The organism is Dyadobacter sp. CY343 (assembly GCF_021390335.1).
In the GTDB taxonomy this organism is placed as follows: domain Bacteria; phylum Bacteroidota; class Bacteroidia; order Cytophagales; family Spirosomataceae; genus Dyadobacter.
Window position 1 is genome coordinate 117638 of sequence record NZ_JAJUXK010000005.1, and the last position, 16711, is coordinate 134348.

Below are 16711 nucleotides of genomic sequence, written 5' to 3' on the forward strand. Positions count from 1 at the left end.
TTACTATCAGTAACCTATTCTTATGAAAAAACTATTCAAAATCTTCGTTTTCGTCTCGTTATTCTCGTCCGGAGTGTATGCTCAGAAAAAACCAAATGTGATCGTAATCCTGGCCGACGACCTCGGTTATGCTGATTTGGGCTGCTACGGGAGTGAGATACCTACGCCGAATCTCGACAAACTTGCGGCAAACGGCGTGCGGCTTACCAGCTTTTATAATACCGCCCGCTGCTGCCCGACGAGGGCCGCATTACTCACCGGAGTTTACAGTCACCAGGCGGGGATCGGCCACATGATGGACGACAAAGGCGCGGAGCACCCTGCCTACCGCGGCCAGTTGAACGATAAAAGTGTGACGATCGCCGAGGTGATGAAAAGCGCGGGTTATTTCACTGCAATGACTGGAAAATGGCACGTGGGACAGCCGCACGGTACTGTGCCCTGGAAACGCGGTTTCGATCGCTCGCTGAATGCACCGGCGGGCGGGTTTTATTATGGTGATGGAAAAAACGCGAAAGTGTTCCTGAACGGCGAAGAGCTCGCTAACGATTCTGAAAAGCTGCCGAAAAACTGGTATTCGACCGATTTATGGACGGATTTCGGTTTGCGTTTCATCGACGAGGCGGCTAAAGAGAAAAAGCCGTTTATGTTATATCTGGCACATAATGCGCCGCACTTTCCATTGCAGGCGCCCGAAGAGGACATTGCCAGGTTTCGGGGGAAATATTTGAAAGGGTGGGAGAAGTTGAGACAGGAACGTTACGAAAAGCAGATTAAACTCGGGCTGATCGATCCGTCATGGAAACTGCCGCCTTCCAATCCAAACATACCAAAATGGGATAGTCTGAGCGAGGAGGATAAGAAACGTTACGACGATATGATGGCGATTTATGCGGCTGTGATTTACAGGTTGGATAAAAGCATCGGCGACCTCGTGGCAGGTTTAAAACAGCGCGGGGTTTTTGACGATACCGTTATTCTATTCGTGTCCGATAATGGCGGAAATGCGGAGCCGGGTATGGAAGGAAGGTACGAAGGAACGAAACCGGGCGATTCACAGTCGACCGTATTCCTGGGCCAGGGCTGGGCGGAAGCTGCCTGCACACCTTTCTGGGCATATAAGCATCACACGCACGAAGGCGGCATTTCTTCGCCGGGCATTATCTCGTGGCCGGCGGGGATTCCGGCTTCAAGGAATGGTAAATTTGAGAAGCAGCCTGCGCATATCATCGATATCATGGCAACGCTCGTCGATCTGGGCGGCGCGAAGTATCCCACTGAATTCGCCGGAAAACAAATCCAGCCACTCGAAGGCGCGAGCTTGCGGCCTGCATTTACCGGAAAGCCTGGTAACCGGAAAAACCCGATATTCTGGGAACACGAAGGCAACCGCGCGATCCGTGATGGGAAGTGGAAACTAGTCGCTGAAAAAACTGAGAAATGGCAGTTGTACGATGTTGAAAAAGACCGCTCCGAGCTGCACGATCAATTTGAAAAACAACCAGAAATAGCCCAGAAGCTGGTCTCGAAATACGACGCCTGGTACAAGCGCGTAGGAGCGGAGGATTATGACAAGACGTTCAAGTGGTTTTATGATTATGAGAAGGCGAAGGGTGGGAAGTGATTGAATGATTGAATGATTGAATGATTGAATGAGTGAATGTGTGAATGAGTGAATGATTAAATGAGTGATATTTTTAAATTGGTCAAATGAACGCAGCAAGGTATTTTCTTACGGTGTTAGTTTTTGTGTCAGTAGCTTTCTATGGTGGTTTTGTCATAGCACAGCAGAAGGCGAAGTACAATGTGCTTTTTATCGCTGTGGACGATCTCAATACAGACCTTGGGGCTTACGGTAACACATTTGTGAAATCCCCAAATATTGACCGGCTTGCCAGAAGAGGCGTGAAGTTTGACCGGGCTTATACGCAATTTCCACTTTGCAGCCCCAGCCGGTCTTCGCTGCTGACGGGCCAGCGTCCTGACGTGACGAAGATTTACGAACTGCAAACGCATTTCCGGCAGAACCTGCCAGATATCGTCACTTTACCGCAGCTTTTTAAAAACAATAAATATTATAGTGCCCGCGTCGGAAAAATATATCATTACGGTGTTCCGGGGCAGATAGGTACGGACGGGCTGGATGATCCGATTTCCTGGGACCACAAAGTGAATCCGAAAGGCAGGGACAAAACGGAGGAAGCTCTGGTAAAAAATCTCACGCCGGATCGCGGACTGGGAAGTGCACTGGCGTGGCGCGCCACCGAGGGAACGGACGAAGAGCAAACGGACGGGATGGTCGCAACCGAGGCGATCAAACTGCTTGGAGAGCATAAAGACGAGCCCTTTTTCCTGGCGGTAGGATTTTACCGGCCGCATTCCCCCTATGTGGCGCCGCAGAAATATTTTGACCAATACCCACTGGCCAATATCCCGCTGCCAAAAGAAATTCCAGGCGACCTCGACGATATTCCCGAAGCTGCCATATTTACAAAACCGCCACATTGGGGCCTCGACGAGTCGCAGCGCCGGGAAGCATTGCGTGCTTATTATGCGACAATTTCTTTCATTGATGCGCAGGTAGGCCGCGTTTTGGATGCATTGGATAAACTCAAACTGACCGACAAAACCATTATTGTGCTGTGGAGCGACCACGGTTATAACGTAGGCCAGCACGGACAATGGATGAAGCAAAGTCTGTTTGAAAACTCGGCGCGCGTGCCACTCATTATCTCTGCGCCCGGTCAGTCGAAAGGGAAATCTTCCGGCAGGACCGTTGAGCTTGTAGATATTTATCCGACGCTTGCCGAGCTTTGCGGACTGTATCCCGGGCAGAAATTACAGGGCGAAAGTCTGGCCCCGCTGCTTAAAAATCCGGCCGCACGCTGGACGAAGCCAGCTTATACGCAGGTAAGGCGCGGCCAGATATTTGGCCGCAGCGTGCGTACCGAGCGCTTTCGGTATACCGAATGGGACGGAGGAAAGGCGGGCGTGGAGCTATACGATCACGAAAAAGATCCGAACGAGTTTACCAATCTCGCAAAGGATACGAACTATGTAATCACGGTTGGTGAACTTTCGGCGCTGCTCAAAAAAGGTTACCCGATTACTGCGTCAGTTGCTCCCTAAGGCAGACTGATCTGCCAGCTCACGCCGAAACGGTCGTTGATCCAGGCGAATTTTTTACCGAAACCGTAATTGTCCAAAGGCATCAGCACTCCGCCGTCTTTGGACAATTCGGCATATAGGCGGTCAATTTCCTCTTCACTTTCGCAGTTTACAAAAAAGGAAGTGGACGGCGTGAATGTGAAATCATGCTTGATATCACTGTCCGATGCCATGTAACTCTGCCCGTTTAAAGTAAAAGCCGCATGCAAAATCTTGCCTTCAAAGTCGCCGGGGCCGCGTCTGACCAGCGAGTCGATCGACGAATTTTCGAACAACGAGATATACAGATTGATAGCCTCTTCCGCGCGGCCTTCAAACATCAGGAATGGAGATATTTTATTGAGCATCAGGCAAATGATTAGGTTGATTTGGATTCAGGAATGTGGCGAATGCGTTGCCGAAATGTAAGTTGATAAATTTTTTTCGGAATTTTTGCAGCCTGCATTTGGACAATCAAATTCTTTATATCATCTTTGTCTATCGAATTACTAGATTTATAAAGAAGGAAGGGAGAGGTTAGGCTCTATGATCTTCTGGCAACCTAAGACTTTTTAAGGTGCCCCAACCTAATTCTATTGATAAATCTGAAATCCAACCACCGGATTACAAGGGAAGTGAAAAGTGACCGAATGCGACGCAGTTGAGCCGAAAAGCCTGTTGTTTTTGCTGGAAATTTTGATGCGCTTTTGTGACGTTATCGGTCGACGGATGAAAACTATGTTTTACCGAAAAGACAGAAAAAGAGTATGAAAATCTATTGTGACAATGCCGCTACTACCGCGCTTGATCCCGAAGTGATCGACGCAATTATTCCTTATCTATCAGAGAATTACGGTAATCCTTCTTCTACTCATTGGGCAGGTAGAAAGGCCAGAGAAGGTGTTGAAAGTGCCCGCCGGACCGTTGCCGGATTGCTTGGTGCCAATCCCGGCGAAATCTATTTCACTTCGGGCGCTACGGAAGCCAATAACCTGGCATTGACCGGTGCGATCAAAGCCTATGAAATCAGTCACGTGATCACGAGCCGGATCGAGCATAAAGCAGTTTTGCAAACTTTGCGGCAGCATGAAAAAGAGGGGGATATTGAGATAAGTTACGTCCGGCTGGACGAACGCGGAAATGTAGATACCTATCATCTGGAAAACCTTTTGCGAGCTAATCCACAGTCTTTGATCAGCTTAATGCATGCAAATAATGAGATCGGTAATATCACGAATATAGAGGCGATCGGCAAGCTGGCCAAACGGTACGATGCGATCTTTCATTCAGACACTACCCAAACAATAGGAAAGGTTGTTTTCGATCTCGGTGACCTGGATATTGACTTTATCGTGGGATCGGCGCACAAGTTCCACGGACCCAAGGGAGTTGGTTTTCTCTACATTAACAGGAAACACAAAATAGCGCCGCAAATCCACGGCGGCGGCCAGGAAAACGGGCAGCGTGGCGGTACCGAGAACGTGATCGGGATTGTAGGACTGGCAAGAGCGCTGGAAGTGGCCTACAAAAACCACGAGGAAAGTCAGACGAAAGTCGGGAAACTCAAACAATACCTGATCTCGAAACTGGCGATCAGCGGCATTGAGGGAGTTTGTTATAATGGAGAGAGCAGGTCGTCTGAAAACAGCCTTCCAAACGTCGTGAGTGTATCTTTTCCCTGTCTGCCTGCCGGCAATATCGTGGAACTGCTCGACCAAGCCGGTATCGCCGTTTCGGGTGGGAGCGCATGTTCGAGTCTCGGTACTTCACACGTGATCGCGGCATTACCCTGTCAGAGTGAAAAGGAGAACGTGCGATTTTCATTCAGCAAATTCAACACATTCGAGGAGGTAGACCAAATCGTAGAAACCCTGGCCGGCATTTACGGGTCGGTCAGGGTGGCGCGGCAGGGTGCATTACAATTAGCCACTGTTTAAATAAACTAAAAAAAATGAATGACGTTTTCCTGTTGCGCATCATCTACCGCGACGCCGTGAGCCTCCATCAAATAACCTCCACAGTAGAATCAGTAAACGGCGCGAAGATTAAGCGCCTGGATTTCAGAAGTAAAGGGAAAATATTCGTTGGGATCATCGCTTTCGAAGTATCCCGACTGATTGACTTTGAACAGATTATGTTATTGATCCGGCGCAATCGTGATATTTCCAGGGTAGAAAGAGTCGCAAATATGGATCTTTGTTACTGAATACTATTTGGAGTACCGGCCTTTTTCAGGCAGCATTCGTAGCCAGCGTTTTCGGTTTCCGGTATTTGTGCAAATTAATTAATAATACGCTGCCCAGGATCACGATCAGGCCCGAGATCTGTAACGGACTAATGCTTTCTTTGGCAAAAAATATCCCTAATAACACCGCTACGACCGGATTGACGTATGCATAGGTACTTACCTTGGTGGCAGGCTGGACTTTTAAAAGCCAGACGTAAGCACTGAATCCGAGGATCGACCCAAAAATGATCAGGTAAACGGCCGCACCCCACGCGCCGGCCGGCACAGCAGCAGGATCAAAACTTTTCAATTCGCCCGTGAAAAGTACCCCGGGAATGAATGCAATACCGGCGGCAAACATTTGCCAGGTGGAATTGACAGTGGCAGAATCAGTCCCCGACTGGTATTTCGAATACAAGGAACCACCCGCCCACGCCATTGATCCCAGTACCACCAGGCCCATCGCGAAAAGATCACGCGAGCTGTTAAGCGACGACATCGACGCCAGGATTTTCTCGTAAAACAATAATATTACCCCCGCAAAACCGATCAGCAGCCCAATGATCGTGGAACGGTTTGTCAAGTTTTCCGACCATTTCGGCTTGTCGAGCAACACAAACCAGAGCGGCGACGATGATACCATAATCGCGACCATCGCACTCGGCAGAAACTGTTCTACCCAGATCACGACGCCATTTCCTACAAAAAGTAACAGCAAGCCCGTCACGATTGCCGGTTTGATGACTCTGAGAGAAAATACCTTTTCACCTCTTGCCAAACTCCACGCCAGCATGATCATGCCCGCGATCAGAAAGCGGAAGGCGCCCAGAAAGAACGGAGGCAGGCCTTCGAGGGCTTTTTGAATGAAGAAATAGGTCGAGCCCCATACAATGTAAACTGTGGCAAAAGCCAATACAACCAGGGTTGTGGAAGGAGTTTTGTTGTCGGTTTGCATGTTCGTTTATTTTTCTGGAATGACTAATAATTGTTCTTCTTTGACAGTTTCGAGAACGATCGTGGTGCGTGTAGATAAGATTTTCGGGATTTTGCTGAAAGAGTTACGCATTAATTCCATCAGCGACGCGGAGTCGGTTGTGCGCACTTTCACGAGGTAGCAATCCTCGCCGGCAATGTGGTGCACTTCCTGTACTTCGGGGATTTTTGCAAACTCTTTCGCCGTATCATTGCTGCCCATTCCTTCGGATGATCTGACCGAAATGAACGCGAGCAGACTTTGCTGCAATGCCGCGGGATTGATCCGGGTTGTGTACTGTACGATCACATTCTTCTGTTCCAATTTCTTGACCCGCTCCAAAACAGCAGAAGGCGCCATTTCAAGCTCCCTCGCCAGATCTGCATTGGTAATCCGCGCATTTTCCTGCATCAGCCGCAGGATATTCAGGTCTGTTTTGTCAAGTGTAAATTCAGCAGGGCTCATATTCGCTCAATATTACGTTTGTCTGAATATTGTTCAGTAAATGTATCTTTTTTATGTATAAAATACTGCATATATGTATGTATTTCGCTTATAGTTCTGTTTAGTCTGGATTTTTTACAATTGTTGCAATGTGTGCCTGAACAGTTGGACCGAATATTTCTTTATATTCGGTTATGCGCATCGACGGTAATACCATTAAGCTCCTGAGAATCCCATTCTCGTTCTTTTTGATGCCGCTTTTTCTGTTTGCGTACAGCCAGGCAGAAACGGTGGTGCATCGGCAGGCGCTCTGGGCTTTTTTGATCATTCATCTGCTTGTATATCCGGCCAGTAACGGTTACAACAGTTTCGTCGACCGGGACGAGGAGAGTATTGGCGGACTTGAAAAACCGCCGCTGCCTACGAAGGATTTGTTTTATCTAACCGTTTTAATGGACGCTGCCTCAATCTTATTGGCGCTTCTCTTCGTAAATACTTTGTTTGCAGTTTGTCTGATCTTATATATTGCTGCGTCGCGGGCTTACAGTTCCCGGCAAATACGGTTGAAGAAATATCCTTACGCGGGTTTTCTCACAGTCGTGTTTTTTCAGGGCGCGTTTACCTATTATATGTCGATCGTCGGCATTTCCGGAAAGGTGCTGGAAATGAGTCCCGCAAACTGGTACGTGCTATTGGGCTGCTCATTCCAGATCGCGGGTGCTTATCCGCTCACACAGGTTTATCAGCACCGGCAAGACCTGAAAGACGGGATCGTTACGCTGAGCTACAAGCTAGGCTACATCGGGACATTCGTGTTCACCGCGCTGATGTTTTTGCTCTGCAATAGCTTTTATTATTTGTATTTTACGACCAACAAACTTGGAATGATTTTTTTCATTGTCCAGGTGTTTTTCTTACCGATCGTGGTCTACTTCGGATATTGGTTTTATCTGGTAAAAAAGGATAGGGGAGAGGCTAATTTCAGGAACACGATGCGGATGAACTGGGTGGCGGCGATCTGCATGAATAGTTGTTTCATCATATTAATTATTATTAACAGGATTCCTTTGAGTTATATATCAGCAATTGAGACCGCCGTTCCGGACCATCGTTATTCGCAGGAAACATTAGCTTCATTTTATTCGGGATCGACCGACGATTTGATCACCAAAAGGAAGATCAAGGTAGTAGCGGGTAAAACGGGGATCGAAACACGGTATTCTGTCATCGCAGATTTTGACAAACAACCGGAGCAATACGAATTTTTTAATAAATCGGTTGACTTGCTACCCGAGCCCGGATTGGGCCGCCGCATGCAGCTTTACCAGGAACACGCCACAAAACTTTCCTTGCAGGCAGTCAATAAGATCAGGGGATTTGAGCAGATAAAAGGTCAAATTACACATTTGATCACGGTAACCTGTACGGGCTTGTTTGCGCCAGGGCTGGATGTGGAACTGATGCGGGAGCTTAATCTGCCGCCTTCCATTCAGCGGAGCAGTGTCAATTTTATGGGCTGCAATGCGGCGATCATTGCTTTGAAACAGGCCGATACCATTTGTCGTACAACCCCAAAAGCCAAAGTGCTGGTGGTGTGCACAGAGCTCTGTACCATTCATTTTCAAAAACAATATAACGACGACTACCTGCTTTCCAACCTGCTTTTCGGCGACGGATCGGTGGCGGCGCTCGTAACTGCGCAGCCTTCTGAACAGTACCTGCATAGTGTCAGCATTGAATCTTTTAACTCGATGGTACTGCATAACGGCTATTCAGATATGGCGTGGCGGCTCTCAGAAACGGGTTTTATTATGAATTTGTCTTCCTATGTGCCCGATCTGATCAGCAAGAATATCGAACCGATGCTGCGGGCAGTGAAGCTGAGTGTGGGTGGTTACAAACACTGGGCGATACACCCGGGCGGGAAGAGGATCGTGGATGATTTTGCACTTGCGCTCGGGCTTGACAAATGCGCGCTCGCACATACCTACCAGATTTTGAAGGATTACGGCAATATGTCCTCGCCGACGGTTCTGTTTGTATTAAAAGAAGTGTTGGAAAAAGCGAAGCCGGAGCACCAGGGCGACCGGATATTCTCCGCAGCTTTTGGTCCGGGACTGAGCATTGAAACAATGCAGCTGCAATATGTTTGAGGTCAGGAGCGCGGAAAAGGAATTGCTCGACCGGGATGATATTCCAGCCGCCGACCTTTTCGAAAATCTGAAAGAACTCGATTTTATTAATCACTGGCTGGGAGGCTATGCGATCTCTTTCGATGCACTGAAAAGTGTATTAAAAAAAGAGAAATCCTACAAACTGGCGGATATTGGCTGCGGCGGCGGAGATACGCTCAAAAGGATCGCCGAATGGAACCGGAAAGCGGGTTTCGATCTTGATTTGTATGGTATTGATATCAAGCCGGTTTGTATCAAGTATGCGGCTAACAACCTTAAAAACAGCAACGTCAGCCTGATTTGCGACGATTATCGCAACCTGTTTTCACACGTCGGGCAGGTTGATATTATTCATGCTTGTCTCTTTTGTCATCACCTCAGTAATAGCGAGTTGGCCGAGTTGGTGGGTTTTGCTTTGAAAAATAAGGCTATCCTTGTGATTAACGATCTCGAACGCAATGCTTTGGCGCATTATTCTATTAAATACCTGACCCGTTTTTTCTCAAAATCTTACCTGGTGAAAAACGACGCGCCGCTTTCGGTATTGAGGGGTTTCAAAAGGAAAGAGTGGATCGCGATTATTCGGGAAGCTGGCGCCGGGCATTTCTCGGTTCGAAATAAATGGGCTTTCAGGCATGAAGTGATCGTATATGGAAACGCGGACTGAGGTGTACGATTGTGGGATCGTAGGTGGCGGGCTTGCGGGCCTTTGCCTGGCTATACAACTCGCCGACGAGGGTTTTTCAGTGATTTTATTTGAGAAAAACAGATATCCTTTCAATAAGGTTTGCGGCGAGTATATATCGATGGAAAGCTTTGATTTTCTGAAAAGGCTGGGTCTTCCTTTCGATTCTCTGAATATTCCCTTTATCAATCAGCTGGGAATCAGTTCGTCGCGTGGCTTTATGCTGGAACATGTGCTGCAATCGGGCGGGTTTGGGATCAGCCGGTACACTTTGGATCACCAGCTGAGTATCATCGCTGCTACGAAAGGGGTTGTAGTAAAGGAAAATTGTAAGGTATCCGACGTTTCGAGCACCGGCGGAGAATATTATGTTACCACAAGTTCGGGTACTTTCAAAGCGCGTTTGGTATGCGGCAGTTACGGAAAGTATACCCCGCAATTTATTAAAAACACTTCCACAAAAACTGCGCAGAACTACATTGGCGTGAAGTACCACGTGCACACCAACCTCCCTGCAAACCGGATCGAGCTGCATAATTTTCGCGACGGATATTGCGGTATTTCAAAAGTCGATAGAAACCAGTATTGTCTCTGCTACCTGACCACTTCCCGAAATTTGCAGGAAAACGGCAAAGATATCAGGGCGATGGAAGAACGGATTCTTTTTAAAAACCCTCATTTGAAAAGGATATTTCAGGAATCAGAGTTTGTGAATACCCAGCCGCTCGTGATCAGCAATATCAACTTCGAAAAAAAAGCAACCGAAAGCGACGGGATATTTTTGCTGGGCGACGCAGCCGGTTCGATTACGCCTCTTTGTGGAAATGGAATGAGTTTGGGCATGCACGCTTCTTATTTGCTCGCGAAGGAAATCGCACTGCATTTACACCAAAAACAATCCAGAGAATCGTTGAGTATAAATTATCAGCGGGCGTGGAATAATGCATTCAGCAAACGCATTACAGCGGGATATTACCTGCAAAACCTGTTTGGAAAGGAAACGACGACCGATCTTGCATTGCGGCTATTAGACAAAACCCCCAAACTTCTCAATAAGCTCGTAACGCTTACCCACGGGAAACCATTCTAACTTAACTGGGCTATTACAGCGCGCCTGGCAAGGAGCTTTTCAAACAGAAAAGTATTCAAAAGCAGCATGAGCATGCCGTAAAAAAGATCTTCCACAGGAATGGTCAGGAAGCGGACACCTACATTTTCAGCGTCGTTATACCACACGATCGGCTCGTCGAGGCCAGTGCCGGTGAGAATTCCATTTACAATAATGAAAGGAATCAGCAGGAACATGTGCGAATACAGAAACAGGCTCAGCCACTCGGGTTTTGCGGAGAATTTTAAATACAATAGAAAGAAAAAGAGCAGTATCGATGTTGAGAACGTGTAGGCTCTGTCGTAAAAAACGATCGCTGAAATACCCGAAACAACGATAAACAGCCAGATTACAAAGTTTTCGGCGCGGATCCTGTAATCCAATCCGAGAAAAACGCGGAAAGTGTAATAGGTGAAAATACAAGCGTAGGGAATGCAGATAAAGAACAATATCTCTTCGATAGGCAGGCCGAGGAGGTAAACTCCCACCAGGTATTTGGGTGTAAATCCCCAAACGCCGATCTGCGTAAAAAAGCTGTCCCAAACGATGAATGGTAATGCGGCTATCAGGATAGCAGGCCATAGAATCGGCCAATGCTTGCTCAGACCAATTTTGGGATGAAAAGATGCAATAACCGGGACGGAAATGGATGCGAGGTCTATTAACAAATACAATGAACTCATCTCGCCGCCGTTTTTTTCGCCTCTCTGAAATACTTCAATGGTACCCAAAGCATTCCGAAACACTCGCCTTCATGCTTTCCCAGATGTTTGTGATGCATTTTGTGAGCCCGCCGGATCGCCCGCAAATATACCGAATCGGTATTCCTGAAAACCCGGAACCGCTGGTGGATAAATACGTCGTGTATTATGAAATAAGTGAATCCGTAAATGGTAATGCCCAGTCCGATCCAGAACAGGTAATTAAAATCCTGGTTCAATCCGATCGTCAGGAACAAGATACCGGGTGTTGCGAAAATGACGAAGAAGTAGTCGTTTTTCTCAAAAAAATCACCGTCGTCGCGCTGGTGATGATCGTGGTGTAAGAACCATAAAAAGCCGTGCATCAGATATTTATGGGCAAGCCAGGCAACGCATTCCATTCCTATGAATGCCGCCATGACAATTAATGTATTTGTAATCCAGACTGGCATAATATAAGTTGAGCCCGGTCAGGGGCGGTTATTTTTTAAGCTTGATCTTTTCAAAAACTTCGTCGAAGCAAATTTTGAGCCACTCGGTGTAATGTGTCGGATTCTGGTCAATATCTGCCTTGATCTCACTCATTTTGAGATATTTAAAGTCACTTACTTCTTCTGTATTGATCAAAGGTTTTTCATCCGAAATCCCCCAGAAAACGTGATCCAGCTCATTTTCAGTCAAACCATTTTCTAACGCTGCGTGGTACTGGAAAGTAAAAAGGAAATTGAGATCAGTAGTAATACCCATTTCTTCCTGCAACCTGCGTACCGCGGCGTGGTGGGTGGATTCGTCAGGAAAAGGGTGGCTGCAACAAGTATTTGACCACAATCCCTCCGAATGATATTTGCCAAAAGCCCGCCGTTGCAGCAGCATTTCGCCTTTTGAATTAAATATAAAAACAGAAAAAGCACGGTGGAGCATTCCTTTCTGGTGCGCTTCTAACTTCGGCATCAGGCCCACGGCCTCGTCTTCCTCATTTACCAGAACTACTTGATCACTCATATTATTAGTGGGTTTCAGGGCGATAGTTCGCGTGACATATACATTTAGAACGTCACAACAGGTCAAACTGGTGCCTTAAAAGTGAACGAAACATCAGGCCGAGCTTGTCATAATCCGGGATCCTGATCCGCGCATTCATGACCTTTTCAGCCGGTGTTTCCTTTATTCGTATAAACAGTTTTTTATAATAATAATAAGCCAGATAAACGCCCCTTCTGGCGCCGCCGGGCAATTTCTTGATGCCGATCAGTGCATTATCAAAATCTTCCTGGATCTCAGCCTGAATGATTTCTTTGTCCTTCATCGAAAAATGATCGAAGTTCACCTCTGGGAAATACGTCCTGCCCAAGTCCTGGTAATCTGCTTTGAGGTCACGCAGGAAATTAACTTTCTGAAAAGCCGCGCCCAGTTTCATGGCGTAAGGCTTCAGTTCCTGGAAAATGGCGTCGTCTCCCTCTGCAAATACCCTCAGGCACATTAGCCCGACCACCTCGGCAGACCCGAGCACATATTCACTGAAAGTGTCCCGCGTATGTTCCTTTTTCTGCAAATCCATTTCCATACTCCTCAAAAAAGTATCGATCAGCTCCCATTCTATCTGGTATTTGTTGACCACGTGCTGGAAGCTGTTCAGGATCGGATTGATACTGATCCCTCTGCTGATCGCATCCACCGTAGCGACCCGGATCTCCCGCATCATCGCTTCCTTGTCGTAATCGTGAAAACTGTCGACGATTTCGTCTGCCAGTCTCACAAAACCATAAATGGCGTAAATAGGTGCTCTTAATGAGGGTTTAAGAAAGTAGATACCCAGCGAAAACGAGGTGCTGTATAGCTGTGTTGTCTTTTTGCTGCACGATGCCGATAAGTTGTCATACAGTATTTTCATGGTTTCCTAGTTTAGGGATTTTAAAAGTTCCTGGGCGGCAATCTGGCCGGAGATGATTGAAGGGGGCACACCGGGGCCGGGTACAGTCAGCTGGCCCGCATAATACAGGTTACTCACCTTGGTGCTTCTCATTTTGGGTTTAAAAATGGCAGTCTGCATCAGTGTGTTCGCCAGACCGTATGCATTGCCTTTATATGCATTATAATCGTTCTTGAAATCAGAAACGGAATACGTTTTTTTCAGGATAATATGCTCCCGCACAGGGACGCCGGCAAATTTTTCGAGCCTGTCCATCAGCAAGGTAAAGTAACGTTCCCGGATCGATTCGGGATCGTCGAGCCCGGTTGCAATCGGCATCAGTACAAACAGGTTCTCATACCCTTCCGGCGCCACAGTAGGGTCTGTTTTAGAAGGACAACACACGTAAAAAAGTGGTTTTGACGGCCATTTCTTATCCTTATATATTTCAATGGCGTGCTGTTCAAAATCTTCGTCGAAGAACAGGTTATGGTGTCGCAGTTTGTCGATTTTCCGATTCACACCAAGGTAGAAAAGCAGAGAGGAAGGTGCAAATGTGCGGTTTTCCCAATACGATTCACTGTACATCTGGTATTCGGGGTCGAGTAAAGACGATTCAATATGCCGGTAATCAGCGCTACCTATTACTGCATCTACGTTTTTCAGCATCCCGTTGGATCGGATTTGGCGGATCGCACCGTTAGAAACTTCCAGCTTCTCGATCTGCTGGCCGGTACGGAACGCCACGCCCTGACTTTCAGCGATCCGGTGAAATGCCTCCGCTACTTTTACGAAACCGCCGATTGGATAGAAGGTACCCTGTTTTAACCCGGCAAAATTCATCAGGCTGTACAATGCCGGTGTGTCGCGCGGCATCGCGCCAAGGAACAGGACAGGAAATTCGATCAATGCAAGCAGGCGCGGGTCGCGAAAATATTGTCTCGCGTGTGCTGAAAAAGATTTAAAGAGCTGGATCTTCAATGCGTTTTGAAAAAGCCCGAAACTGAAAAATTCTGTGACGGAGTGGCCCGGCTTGTAGACCATATCCCGCATACCCACCTCGTATTTAAATTCACCTTCATCAATGAATTTGCGAAGCTTGGCGGCGCTTCCCGATTCTATACTTTCAAAAAGCGCGCACGTTTCGTCGAAATCGGCGGGGATATCCATGACCTCTGAGTTGCCGAAAATTACGGCAAAACCGGGGTCGAGTTGTTTCAGGTCGTAAAAATCAGAAACCGAATTGCCGAAGAGCTCAAAAAAGCGTTCGTAAACATCAGGCATCCAGTACCAGCTTGGTCCCATATCAAACACAAACCCCTGCTCGGAGAAAGATCGCGCGCGGCCTCCGATTGTATCGTTTTTCTCAAAAACAGTCACTTTGTTGCCCGCTTTCGCCAGCACGGCAGCCGCGGCCATACCAGAAAATCCCGATCCGATCACGGCAATTTCGTGCGCCTTCGCATTCGTTATGTGACCGTTATTCTGCATAATTCAGCATTTCTATCAATTTGTCGATGGATATTATCTGTGTGACCTTGTATCTGGAAATCGTTTCACGCATATCGGGCTGGCCGCAGGAAATGCAAATCGTCGTTTGTTTAAAGTCGGTTGTCAGCTTTCGAAGCAATTCATCTAGCTGATCAGAAATCTGGTTTGACACAAAAAACGAGCAGATATGGGTCGGCTGAAATTGCTTCACCACATTTGCAAGGTCGGGGTACGGGACACGTGCGCCCAGGTACACTACCTGTTGTCCGCGCTGGCGGATCAGGTAATGTGCAAAAAGCAACCCGATCTCGTGGTCCTCATATTCATTCAAAAACAGCAGCCATTTCTGCGGGGAATTCTCAGGAAGCGGAAGTGCATCGATCGCAGCAAACAACTTCTGGCGGACCAGGTTCGATAAAAAGTGTTCCTGCGAAGGAAGCAGATCATCTTTCACCCACATCAAGCCGGTCCTGACCAACAAAGGGTAAATGACTTTCTCGTACGCTTTTCTTAACCCCAACTTCTTAGTTGCATCGCCAAAGACTTCTTCAAACAAAAAGGTGTCAAAAGTCGTGGCCGCAATCAGCGCACGGTTCACAATCGCTTCTGTATTGTCTTCAATTTGAGAAGAGCTGGCAATAATCTTGTCTATCTCCTCCGTCATCTGCCTCCTTGTAAGTTGACTGATCCGCGAGATCTTCATTCCGTGGTTCAGTAAGGTACAGACATTCAGCAACTTCTTCAACTGTTCGTCATCGTAAAACCGCACATTCGTATCTGTCCGTTCTGGCGTAAGCAGGCCGTACCGCTGCTCCCATATACGAATGGTGTGCGCCTTGGTATTGCTAATACGTTCCAGATCTCTAATAGAATACGATGACATTTTGTTTAACTTTTTTCAAAAATACTTAAACAAAAACTTTTTTGTAATTATTTCCCAAGAAAATACACAAACTATGTTTTGATATTAAAAATATCTTATATTTGATTTCTTAAATATCAATCGTTCGTTATGAAAACTCAGGAAATATTTTGGTCGGTTAACATTAAGTTCTTGCGTCTGCGTCAAAAATTAAGCCAGGAGGCTCTTGCGGAAAAGTTGGGGATTAGCAGGGTGAAACTGAATGCGCACGAAAGCGGGCGTACAGCTAACCCCACTATCGATGACCTGATCAATTTCTCTGAGTTTTTCCGAATGAGCATTGACAGTATCCTTAAAATGGACCTGACGAAGCTTTCAGGTCAGAAGATCAAGGACCTGGAAGTGGGAAGTGAGTTATTTATGAAGGGCGACCAGATTCGCGTACTGGCAATTACGGTGGATAAGGAAGAGCAGGAAAATATTGAATATGTGCCTGTTCATGCAAAAGCAGGTTACCGGTCGGGTTACGCAGATCCTGAGTTTCTGGCAACGCTGCCGAGGTTCAATTTGCCTACTGTACCTAAGAACGGGACTTTCCGTATGTTCCCGACGGTGGGGGATTCTATGCTGCCGGTGCCGGAAGGCAGTGATATCATCACGCGCTACATTCAGGACTGGACTACGATCAAGCCGGAAACTCCCTGCATCGTTATTCTGAGAGGTGATCAGGACTTTGTTTTCAAGCAGGTCACTATTAATAATGATGGTACGGTACTGTTGCAATCTTTTAACAAACAATATTTCGCCTACACCGTCCCGATTTCGGACGTGATCGAGTTTTGGGAATATTACAGTTTCCACAGCAAGCAGCTTCCCGAGCCGCAGTCGGATATGCAGCAACTGATGCGGATGTTGCAGGATATGCAGAACGAGATCAAGGAAATCAAGGGTCGGGGAGCATACAAATAATTGTATGGTTCAGGAAATACG

17 protein-coding genes and 1 riboswitch are annotated in these 16711 nt (G+C 47.1%); of the genes, 8 read left to right on the forward strand and 9 right to left on the reverse strand.

What is annotated here, in order from left to right; all coding sequences use genetic code 11:
* Positions 1-22 precede the first annotated feature (22 nt).
* Both LZG94_RS18210 and LZG94_RS18215 read left to right on the forward strand, forming a co-directional pair.
* A complete protein-coding gene (locus LZG94_RS18210; protein WP_233793232.1) occupies positions 23-1624 on the forward strand; it encodes an arylsulfatase in 1602 nt (533 codons plus the stop codon).
* Between the two features lie 86 nt (positions 1625-1710).
* Positions 1711-3129, forward strand: coding sequence for a sulfatase (locus tag LZG94_RS18215; RefSeq protein WP_233793233.1), 1419 nt, complete (start codon positions 1711-1713; stop codon positions 3127-3129).
* On the opposite strand, the gene LZG94_RS18220 is transcribed toward LZG94_RS18215, so the two are convergent.
* Positions 3126-3515, reverse strand: coding sequence for a VOC family protein (locus LZG94_RS18220; protein WP_215231867.1), 390 nt, complete (start codon positions 3513-3515; stop codon positions 3126-3128). The genes LZG94_RS18215 and LZG94_RS18220 overlap by 4 nt on opposite strands.
* A gap of 144 nt (positions 3516-3659) precedes the next feature.
* Positions 3660-3753, forward strand: a riboswitch (SAM riboswitch).
* A 161-nt stretch (positions 3754-3914) separates the two neighbouring features.
* Between LZG94_RS18220 and LZG94_RS18225 the strand changes: the two genes are divergently transcribed.
* Both LZG94_RS18225 and LZG94_RS18230 read left to right on the forward strand, forming a co-directional pair.
* Positions 3915-5084: a cysteine desulfurase family protein gene (locus LZG94_RS18225; RefSeq protein WP_233793234.1), complete on the forward strand. Its 1170-nt coding sequence runs from the start codon at positions 3915-3917 to the stop codon at positions 5082-5084.
* Between the two features lie 14 nt (positions 5085-5098).
* Entirely contained in the window at positions 5099-5353 is a 255-nt protein-coding gene (locus LZG94_RS18230) for a hypothetical protein (protein WP_233793235.1), read from the forward strand.
* Positions 5354-5378: 25 nt separating this feature from the next.
* On the opposite strand, the gene LZG94_RS18235 is transcribed toward LZG94_RS18230, so the two are convergent.
* On the reverse strand, positions 5379-6329 hold the full coding sequence (locus tag LZG94_RS18235; protein WP_233793236.1) for an EamA family transporter: 951 nt from the start codon (positions 6327-6329) through the stop codon (positions 5379-5381).
* A gap of 6 nt (positions 6330-6335) precedes the next feature.
* On the reverse strand, positions 6336-6812 hold the full coding sequence (locus LZG94_RS18240) for an Lrp/AsnC family transcriptional regulator (protein WP_215231863.1): 477 nt from the start codon (positions 6810-6812) through the stop codon (positions 6336-6338).
* Between the two features lie 173 nt (positions 6813-6985).
* On the opposite strand from LZG94_RS18240, the gene LZG94_RS18245 reads away from it, so the two are divergent.
* Genes LZG94_RS18245 through LZG94_RS18255 form a run of 3 tightly spaced genes read left to right on the forward strand, consistent with a single transcriptional unit; the run spans position 6986 to position 10740 of the window.
* Positions 6986-8944, forward strand: coding sequence for a UbiA family prenyltransferase (locus tag LZG94_RS18245; RefSeq protein WP_233793237.1), 1959 nt, complete (start codon positions 6986-6988; stop codon positions 8942-8944).
* Positions 8937-9632 carry a methyltransferase domain-containing protein gene (locus LZG94_RS18250; RefSeq protein WP_233793238.1) on the forward strand — a complete coding sequence of 232 codons (696 nt, stop codon included), beginning with the start codon at positions 8937-8939 and terminating at the stop codon, positions 9630-9632. The genes LZG94_RS18245 and LZG94_RS18250 overlap by 8 nt, the downstream gene beginning before the upstream one ends.
* On the forward strand, positions 9616-10740 hold the full coding sequence (locus LZG94_RS18255; RefSeq protein ID WP_233793239.1) for an NAD(P)/FAD-dependent oxidoreductase: 1125 nt from the start codon (positions 9616-9618) through the stop codon (positions 10738-10740). The genes LZG94_RS18250 and LZG94_RS18255 overlap by 17 nt, the downstream gene beginning before the upstream one ends.
* Here LZG94_RS18255 and LZG94_RS18260 read toward each other — a convergent pair.
* The 6 genes from LZG94_RS18260 to LZG94_RS18285 all read right to left on the reverse strand — a co-directional run bounded on the left by LZG94_RS18260 (position 10737) and on the right by LZG94_RS18285 (position 15742).
* The gene (locus LZG94_RS18260) at positions 10737-11441 is read right to left on the reverse strand and encodes a lycopene cyclase domain-containing protein (RefSeq protein ID WP_233793240.1); all 705 of its coding nucleotides are present in this window, start codon (positions 11439-11441) and stop codon (positions 10737-10739) included. The two genes, LZG94_RS18255 and LZG94_RS18260, sit on opposite strands and share 4 nt — an antisense overlap.
* Complete coding sequence (locus LZG94_RS18265) at positions 11438-11878, reverse strand: sterol desaturase family protein (protein WP_233793241.1); 441 nt, start codon at positions 11876-11878, stop codon at positions 11438-11440. Before LZG94_RS18265 ends, LZG94_RS18260 begins: the two co-directional genes overlap by 4 nt.
* 61 nt (positions 11879-11939) lie before the next feature.
* On the reverse strand, positions 11940-12461 hold the full coding sequence (gene idi, locus LZG94_RS18270; RefSeq protein ID WP_233793242.1) for an isopentenyl-diphosphate Delta-isomerase: 522 nt from the start codon (positions 12459-12461) through the stop codon (positions 11940-11942).
* Positions 12462-12513: 52 nt separating this feature from the next.
* Positions 12514-13350, reverse strand: coding sequence for a phytoene/squalene synthase family protein (locus tag LZG94_RS18275; protein ID WP_233793243.1), 837 nt, complete (start codon positions 13348-13350; stop codon positions 12514-12516).
* 6 nt (positions 13351-13356) lie between these two features.
* Positions 13357-14859 (reverse strand): NAD(P)/FAD-dependent oxidoreductase, encoded by a 1503-nt coding sequence (locus LZG94_RS18280; RefSeq protein ID WP_233793244.1) that lies wholly within the window; start codon positions 14857-14859, stop codon positions 13357-13359.
* The gene (locus tag LZG94_RS18285) at positions 14849-15742 is read right to left on the reverse strand and encodes a MerR family transcriptional regulator (protein WP_233793245.1); all 894 of its coding nucleotides are present in this window, start codon (positions 15740-15742) and stop codon (positions 14849-14851) included. Before LZG94_RS18285 ends, LZG94_RS18280 begins: the two co-directional genes overlap by 11 nt.
* A 129-nt stretch (positions 15743-15871) precedes the next feature.
* On the opposite strand from LZG94_RS18285, the gene LZG94_RS18290 reads away from it, so the two are divergent.
* Entirely contained in the window at positions 15872-16690 is an 819-nt protein-coding gene (locus tag LZG94_RS18290) for a LexA family transcriptional regulator (RefSeq protein WP_233793246.1), read from the forward strand.
* Positions 16691-16711 lie beyond the last annotated feature (21 nt).